This window comes from Actinocorallia aurantiaca, assembly GCF_039533685.1.
Lineage (GTDB): Bacteria > Actinomycetota > Actinomycetes > Streptosporangiales > Streptosporangiaceae > Actinocorallia > Actinocorallia aurantiaca.
Window position 1 is genome coordinate 431,412 of record NZ_BAAATZ010000009.1, and the last position, 7,591, is coordinate 439,002.

Sequence of the window (7,591 nt, forward strand, 5' to 3'; positions counted from 1 at the left end):
AGGAATCCAGCTTATCGTTCGTTCGAACGAACGAGAGAGGGACACGGTGAGCGGACTCGCGTACAAGGGGCTTGCGGAGCAGGCGGAGCTGGCGGCGTCGGGGCAGGTGAGCGCGAAGGAGCTGGTGGAGGCGTCCCTCGCCCGGATCGACGAGGTCGACGGCAGGGTCGGCGCCTTCCGGGTCGTGCGCCACGAGGCCGCCCGCGCCGAGGCCGCCGAGGCCGACCGGAGGCTCGCCGCGGGGGAGCGGCTGCCGCTGCTGGGGGTCCCCGTCGCCATCAAGGACGACACCGACCTGACCGGCGAGACGACGCCGTTCGCGGTGATCGGCGACCACCTCCCGGCCACCCGCGACGGCGAGCAGGTGCGCAAGCTGCGGGCCGCCGGGGCGATCATCGTCGGCAAGACGCGGACGTGCGAGATCGGGCTGTGGCCCTTCAGCGAGTCGCCCGGCTACGGGGCGGCACGCAACCCCTGGAAGCTCGGCTTCACCCCCGGCGGCTCGTCCGGCGGCTCGTCCGCGGCGGTCGCGGCGGGCATGGTCGCGGCGGCCGTGGGCTCGGACGGGGCCGGCTCCATCCGCATCCCGGCCGCCTGGACGAACCTCGTCGGCATCAAGCCGCAGCGGGGACGGGTCTCGGGCCACCCGCACACCGACCCGTTCAACGGCCTGACGGTGTGGGGCCCGCTGGCCCGCACCGTCGAGGACGCCGCGCTGCTCCTGGACGTCCTCACCGGCAGCCACCCCGAGGACGTGCACCGGCTCGACCCGCCGCGCACCCCCTTCGCCGAGGCCGCGCGGAAGGACCCCGGCAGGCTGCGCGTCGCCGTCTCCTTCAAGACGGCCCCCGGCGTCACCGGGAGGATCGACCCCGAGGTCCGCCGGGCCGTCGAGCGGACGGCGCGGCTGCTCACCGACCTGGGCCACAAGGTCTTCCCCGCCGACCCCGACTACGGGCCCGTCGCCCTCGGCCTGGTCGCGCGCGGCCCCGCGGGCGTGGCCGACTGGCTCGACTCCATGCCCGGCGCCCGGCCCGAGGCGCGCACCGAGGTGGAGGCGAAGATCGGCCGGACCGTCGGGCGGAGGCTGCTGCCCCTGGCCCGGCGCATGGACCCGTACCTGCGCCGCCGCGTCGGCCGCATCTTCCGGTACGCCGACGTGGTGCTCACCCCGACCACCGCGCAGCTGCCGTCGAAGGTCGGCGCGTTCGACGGCGCCGGCTACCAGAAGACCCAGTCGGGGGTCGCCGCGCTGTGCCCGCTGGCCTGGCCGTGGAACGTCATGGGCTGGCCGGGCGTGAGCGTCCCGGCCGGGTTCAGCGCGGACGGCCTTCCGATCGGCGCGCAGCTCCTCGGCCACGACAGCGAGGAGGCGAGGCTCATCTCCCTCGCGGCGCAGCTGCAGGAGGCGGAGCGCTGGCAGGATCTGACTCCCGCTCTCTGAGCGCGGCGCGCGACAGCCGGTCGGACTGCCGGGTGGTCTCCGGCAGCCGGTAGGACGGGCTGAGCGCCAGGACGTGGCGGGTCGCCGTGTCGAGGTCGACGCGGTGGCCCACCGAGACGTAGACGGGTTTGACGCCCGTCTGCGTCCGCAGGGTGCGTCCGACGACCTCGCCCTCGTGGACGAGGTCGGTGAACGAGCCCCGCTCCCGTCCGGGTTCGACGTGCTCGCCGACCAGGAACGTCTTGCCCACGCCCACCGCGGGCAGCCCGGTGAGCAGCCCCAGGTGGCAGGCGAGCCCGAACCGCCGGAAGTGGGCCCGCCCGTGGCCGTCGCAGACGAGCAGGTCGGGCGTGGCGCGCAGCTTCCGCAGCGCCGACAGCAGCGCGGGCAGTTCCCGGAAGGCGAAGAGGCCGGGGACGTAGGGGAAGGACGGCCGTTCGACGGCGACGGCCGACTCGACGACCCGCAGCGTCGCGGCGTCCAGCACCACGACGGCCGCGGCGACCGCCTCGTCGGAATGGCTGCCGTAGGCGACGTCGAGCCCCGCGACGGTGCGTACGACGGCGGGCCCGGGCTCCTCCCGGACGCGGTCGCGCAGCCGCTCCTGAAGCGCCTCCGCCTCCTCCACGGAGTCGGGCCAGGAGTGCAGGTCCTCGATGTCCATGGAGGCGAGGGTATGAGCTGTTGTCGGTTGAGTGTTCGGAAGTGTCCATGAGGTTCCCTGGTCGTCTGTGGCCTCGCCCATGGAACTTGCGTCGTAGCCTGTGCGGCCGGGTACCGGCTGGTGGTCTCTCCGGATGCCCGGGGGAGGGATGTGCGGGTTTCCCGTCCATGCCCGCAGCGTCGTGAGTAGGTTGTGTTCCGGTCACACCCGGTGACCTCGGGCAGGTGGGAAGGGGGCGGCATGCCGACGATCCGCAATCGCCGCCCGGATCCTGAGGCGGTCCGGCATGGCTGAGCCGGGTAGGCCGCTGCGGTCGATCGCCGCGCCGTTCGTCGTCGTCCATCCCCAGGGCGTGTCGATCCGCACCCGGCTCAAGGGCCTCACCCCTCGGGACGAGGAGGTGTTGTGCCGGGTGGGTGCGCATCTGGGGTCGTTGGCGGGCCGGGACCTGGCTGATCGCTGCGCCGACGGCCTCCAGCACACCGCGCAGCGGTGGGCGGAGCGCAAACGGAACCTGACCGGCCAGTCCTCCTCGCGGTGGGCTGGGGCGATCACCAAGGCCACCCACGACCAGTGGGCGCTGTCGCGGCGCTCCCAGGCCGCACACCTGAACACCCTGGATGCCGCCATCGGCACGATCGAGCATCGTCTGGCCCTGCCCCTGGGCGAGAAGGGCAGCAAACGAGCCCCGGGCGGCTACCGCTCCAGGAGCGAGTGGTTCGCCAAGTCCCGCCGCCTGGCCTTGCTGAAGGAACGCCGCACGAAGGTCGCGGCCGACCGCGCCGCCGGGAGGGTGCGGGTGGCGCGCGGTGGCCGCAGGCTCGCGAACACCCGCCATCACCTGAAGGAAGCCGACCTCACCCGCGAGCAGTGGCGGGCGCGGTGGGAGGCGGCCCGCTGGTTCCTGTCCGCCGACGGCGAGAGCGGCAAGCGGTACGGCAACGAGACCATCCGCATCACCCCCGGCGGGCAGATCTCCCTCAAACTCCCCGCGCCCCTGACCGGCCTCGCCAACGCGCCCCACGGCCGGTACGTGCTGGCCGCCCGGGTGTCCTTCGCCCACCGGGGCCAGGAGTGGGCCGATCGGGTGGCCGCCGACCGCGCGACGGCCTACCGCCTACACCTGGACGCCGAGCGGGGCCGCTGGTATGTGGACGCGGCCTGGCAGCGCCCGCCCGTGCGGGTTCTGTCGTTGGAGGCGGCGAGGGCGGCCGGGATGGTGGGGGTGGACACCAACGCCGACCACCTGGCGGCCTGGCGGCTGGACGTGCACGGCAACCCGGTCGGTCGGCCGGTCCGTTTCGACTACGACCTGTCGGGCACCGCAGAGCATCGGGACGCGCAGTTGCGGCATGCCCTGATCCGGCTGCTGCACTGGGCCCGTCGCATCGAGGCGAAGGCGATCGCGGTGGAGGATCTGGACTTCGCCGATTCCAGGACCCGGGAGAGGCACGGCCGAAACCGCCGCTTCCGCCAGCTCATCTCCGGTATCCCCACCAGCCGCCTGAAGGCCCGGCTGGTCTCGATGGCCGCCGAATGCGGTATCGCTGTGGTGGCGGTGGATCCGGCCTATACCAGCGTGTGGGGCGCCAGGTACTGGCAGAAACCCACCAGCACCACTGAACGCAAGACGACCCGGCACGAGGCTGCGAGCCTGGTGATCGGGAGACGCGCCCTGGGGCATGGTGCCCGGCGTCGGACGGCGCCGCCCCCGCATCACCGGAGTGATGGTGCGGGGCATCGGACCGTCCAGGCCGAACGCCGTGACCTGGGGCGTGAGGAACCCCGCCACCCCGTCACGGAGCGTGTACACGATGCGCGTAGCCCGGCAGAGGGAAAGAGAACGCGGGGAACCAGCGCATCCAACACCGTTCGGGATGCGCGCAGTACCAGGGCATGGGTCCAAAACCCATTCCTGGACACTGTTGAGGAACGGTAATCGAGTACCCGGTCACCGGATCTGAGTACTTTTACGGATGTGCCGGGGAAGCGGGCCTGGTTCCCTCAAGGGCATGATCAAGCTCGCCACCCCCGCGGCGCTCCTCTACGCGATCTCGATCCTCTGCCTGTCCTACCGGCTGCACACGGTGCCCGGCTCGGACCCCGGCCTGGACGGCGTCTGGCTGCTGCTGGCGAGCCTCCCGACCGGCCTCGTGCCGTTGATGCTCCCCCTTCCGGAGAGCCGCGACGTCTTCCTGCTCGCGATGACGGCGGCGGGCCTGTTCCAGGCCCTGCTGGTCTGGCTGGCCGGGAGGATGTTCGACAGCCCGCTGCTTCAGAAGCCCGGACCGGTGATCATGCCGCCGTCGACCAGGACCTCGCTGCCCGAGCAGTAGGACGAGTCGTCACTGGCCAGGAACGTCACCAGACCGGACACCTCCTGGGACTTGCCCAGCCGTCCCAGCGGCAGCGCCTTCATGAACGCGTCGGCGTTCTCCGCCCCCCGCTCGACCACTTCGGGGTCCAGCGACATCGAGGTGAAGATGCCGCCGGGGTGGATGCTGTTGACGCGGATGCCGTAGGGGCCGAGCTCGCGCGCCGCGGACTTGGTGACGCCGCGGATGCCGAACTTGCCCGCGCTGTAGGCGGAGAAGCCCGCGCCCGACACGAAGCCCTCGGTCGAGCTCACGTTGATGATGGAGCCGCCGCCCGCCGCCTTCATGGCCGGGATGACCGATTTGATGCCGAGCCACTGGCCGGTCAGGTTGACGTTGACGGTGGCCTGGAACTCGGCCAGCTCCATGTCCTCGATGTTCTTCACGCGGATGACGCCGGCGTTGTTGACCAGCACGTCCAGCTTGCCGAAGCTCTCGACGGCCAGCGCGACGGCGGCCCGCCAGTCCTCGGGGCTGGTCACGTTCATCCGGATGAACAGGGCCTCGCCGTCGAACTCGCCGGCCAGCTTCGCGCCCTCCTCCTCCAGCAGGTCGCCGAAGACGACCTTCGCGCCCTCGGCGACGAACCGGCGTACGTGGGCCTTGCCCATGCCGCGCGCGCCGCCGGTGATGAGGGCGACCTTCCCGTCAAGCTGACCCATGAGCTGCTCCAAGTGACTGTTCGCCCCGCGCCGCCTCGGCGCCGGGTGGTTCGCATGCGCTGAAGGGTGCGTCGACTGTCACCCTCCGGTTAGACACCCGGCCGCGCCGGACGCGCGTCTTCACCACTGACGGGAAGGCGTCACCGGCGCGGTCCGCCTTCCCGTCCGATCCGGCGGCCACCGCGACGGCACCGGAGGGGGAAGGGATGGCGGGGCCGTGCACGGATCCCGCGGAGTCGCGGAAGGCGGGCGCCCCTCCCGGGAAGGGCGTCGTCTTCACGAGGGCTGTGCGGCCGTCGCCCGGCTGGTCTCCGAAGCCGTCCAGCGGGGACCGGCCGCGCAGCTCGAACCGCGGGCTCCTGGTGTCCATCGCCGACCAAACTAACGTGCGCTTGGTTGGTGGAACAAGGGTCAGGACACGGCGGCGTAGGCGGCTTTGACGAGTTCGTAGGAGCGCCGGTCCCCGGCCATGCCCCCGCCCATCTGGTTGGGGATGAAAGCGACGGCCAGCTCCTTGTCCGGATCTCCCAGGCCGATGCCGCCTCCCGCCCCGGTGTGGCCGAACGCGCTGTCCCTGCCCGCGCTCGGCGTCAGGAACGTCATGGCCGGGCGCATGAAGCCGAGACCGAAGGCGCTGTCCACGACCAGTACCCTGTCGGCGCCGCGCACGCGTTCGCGGACGCCCTCCCGCAGGGTCTCCTTCCGCAGGATCCGCCCGCCGATCAGGGAGTCGTAGAAGGCGGCGAGGTCGCGGGAGGTGGCGACCATCCCCGCCGCGGGCCACCCGCCCTGAAGGACGACCGGCTTGTTGTAGGAGGCCGCGGGGTTGTTGAGGGCCCGGTTGAGCAGCGACTCGGGGTCGAGGTAGGCCTCGGCCAGCCGGGTCATCAGGTCGGCCCCGGAATTCCTGCCGGGCTGCGGGTCGGTCGCGCCGGAGGGGGGCCGCCCCGTCGCGGAGAGCTTCGCGGCCTTGGCCATGACCTCCGGGGAGGTGCCTATCCACAGGTCCGGGGCGAACTCGCGCCGGACGAACTCCCCGACGGTCGTCCCGGCGGTGCGCCGCACGATCTCCCCGGCCAGCCAGCCGTAGGTGAGCGCGTGGTACCCGTGCCCGTCGCCGGGCGTCCACTCGGGAGCCTGATCGGCCAGCAGGGCCGCCATCGCGGCGGGGTCGGCCGCCTCCTCCGCGCTGACCTTCCGCGCGAAGGCGGGCAGCCCGGCCTGGTGGGTGAGCAGCTGCTCGCCGGTGACTCCCTCCTTGCCGTGCGCGCCGAACTCCGGCCACCAGTCGGTCACGGGACGGTCCAGGGCCACCTCGCCGCGCTCGGCCAGCAGCAGCGCGGCGGTCGCGGTGACGGCCTTGGTGCAGGAGAAGGCGAGGCAGGGGGTGTCGTGCTCCCACTCGCGGCCGGTCCTGGCGTCGGCGATCCCGCCCCACAGGTCGACGACCGGCCGTCCTCCGGCGAACACCGCGACGCTCGCGCCGAGGTTGCGCCCTTCGGCGAACTGGGTCTCGAAGACCTCGCGGACGCCGCGGAACGCCGGATCGCAATGTCCGCGCACTACCTGGTCATTCGCCATCATTCCTCCAGGAACCCCACGAAAAGGTCGACCACATCATGGCAGCCCCCGGTCTCCCCCGAGGATCCGGGAGGGCGGCGCCGACTTGGGGGAGTGCGGGTGAATGGCGCGAATAGTGAGTATTGGAATTTCAATCCCCCTTAGATCGTGAATTCTTGCCATTAATGAGTATGGCTTCCGATGCCGATCGAGGAGATATCTTAAAAAGAAATGGAGTTTGCGCCCGCGCGCCGATCACGCCCTTGTAATTTGGTCGACCATCCAACACAGGAGGTCGACAGTGCTCGCGAACTCAGCCCGTTTCACACTCGCCGCCGTCCTGGCCGCGGGAGCGGTCGCCGCGCTCCCGGGATCCGCGGCCGCGGCCCCCGGCCGGGGCTCCTGCCTCATCGGCAACTGGACGCTGACCAAGTACTCGATGGTCATGAAGGGCAAGAACGTCGCGCTCACCACCACGGGAGGCAAGGGCACCCGCCTGCGCGTCACCCCGCAGGGCGCCGTCTACGACTTCAACTACTCCAAGCCGGCCCTCACCAAGGGCACCCGCTCCGGCGAGCCCGTCTCGCTGTGGGCCAGCTACCGGGGCAAGCTCGCACTGAAGTCGAAGTTCCGCGGCGCCCGCTCCGGCGTGCTGACCACCAGGCCCGGCAGCGCCAAGGGCGACGCCAACGGACTGCTCGGCCAGCTGCGCCCGGAGAAGAAGCTCCTCGCCAAGTACAGCATCGTCGAGACCTACCGCCGGGGGGAGTGGGTGGCGCTCACCCCGCACCGCGCGAACTTCCGCTGCAACGCGCGGAGCCTGCAGCTCAGCGCCAAGAAGAAGGACTTCTTCGGCACGAGCATGGTGAAGATCCAGTACCGGCGT

At 71.6% G+C, this 7,591-nt stretch carries 7 protein-coding genes; 4 read left to right on the top strand and 3 right to left on the bottom strand.

What is annotated here, in order from left to right; all coding sequences use genetic code 11:
- Positions 1–46: 46 nt before the first annotated feature.
- On the top strand, positions 47–1,444 hold the full coding sequence (locus ABD327_RS14860) for an amidase (protein ID WP_344450943.1): 1,398 nt from the start codon (positions 47–49) through the stop codon (positions 1,442–1,444).
- On the opposite strand, the gene nfi is transcribed toward ABD327_RS14860, so the two are convergent.
- Positions 1,380–2,108, bottom strand: coding sequence for a deoxyribonuclease V (gene nfi, locus ABD327_RS14865; protein WP_344450944.1), 729 nt, complete (start codon positions 2,106–2,108; stop codon positions 1,380–1,382). The two genes, ABD327_RS14860 and nfi, sit on opposite strands and share 65 nt — an antisense overlap.
- Before the next feature lie 286 nt (positions 2,109–2,394).
- Between nfi and ABD327_RS14870 the strand changes: the two genes are divergently transcribed.
- Together ABD327_RS14870 and ABD327_RS14875 are read left to right on the top strand one after the other, a co-directional pair.
- Positions 2,395–4,047, top strand: coding sequence for an IS200/IS605 family accessory protein TnpB-related protein (locus ABD327_RS14870; RefSeq protein WP_344450945.1), 1,653 nt, complete (start codon positions 2,395–2,397; stop codon positions 4,045–4,047).
- A gap of 73 nt (positions 4,048–4,120) precedes the next feature.
- Positions 4,121–4,444: an SCO4225 family membrane protein gene (locus tag ABD327_RS14875; RefSeq protein ID WP_344450946.1), complete on the top strand. Its 324-nt coding sequence runs from the start codon at positions 4,121–4,123 to the stop codon at positions 4,442–4,444.
- Here ABD327_RS14875 and ABD327_RS14880 read toward each other — a convergent pair.
- A complete protein-coding gene (locus tag ABD327_RS14880; RefSeq protein ID WP_344450947.1) occupies positions 4,384–5,145 on the bottom strand; it encodes a glucose 1-dehydrogenase in 762 nt (253 codons plus the stop codon). The genes ABD327_RS14875 and ABD327_RS14880 overlap by 61 nt on opposite strands.
- Positions 5,146–5,556: 411 nt before the next feature.
- The gene (locus ABD327_RS14885) at positions 5,557–6,726 is read right to left on the bottom strand and encodes a serine hydrolase domain-containing protein (RefSeq protein WP_344450948.1); all 1,170 of its coding nucleotides are present in this window, start codon (positions 6,724–6,726) and stop codon (positions 5,557–5,559) included.
- Between the two features lie 280 nt (positions 6,727–7,006).
- Here ABD327_RS14885 and ABD327_RS14890 point away from each other — a divergent pair.
- Positions 7,007–7,591 (top strand): hypothetical protein (locus ABD327_RS14890; protein WP_344450949.1); only part of this gene is annotated, 585 nt, incomplete at its 3' end.

Bases quoted from the DNA above. Each gene is read 5' to 3' on its own strand.
- nfi (WP_344450944.1), bottom strand. From the start codon at position 2,108: ATGGACATCGAGGACCTGCACTCCTGGCCCGACTCCGTGGAGGAGGCG.
- ABD327_RS14870 (WP_344450945.1), top strand. From the start codon at position 2,395: ATGGCTGAGCCGGGTAGGCCGCTGCGGTCGATCGCCGCGCCGTTCGTC.
- ABD327_RS14875 (WP_344450946.1), top strand. From the start codon at position 4,121: ATGATCAAGCTCGCCACCCCCGCGGCGCTCCTCTACGCGATCTCGATC.
- ABD327_RS14880 (WP_344450947.1), bottom strand. From the start codon at position 5,145: ATGGGTCAGCTTGACGGGAAGGTCGCCCTCATCACCGGCGGCGCGCGC.
- ABD327_RS14885 (WP_344450948.1), bottom strand. From the start codon at position 6,726: ATGGCGAATGACCAGGTAGTGCGCGGACATTGCGATCCGGCGTTCCGC.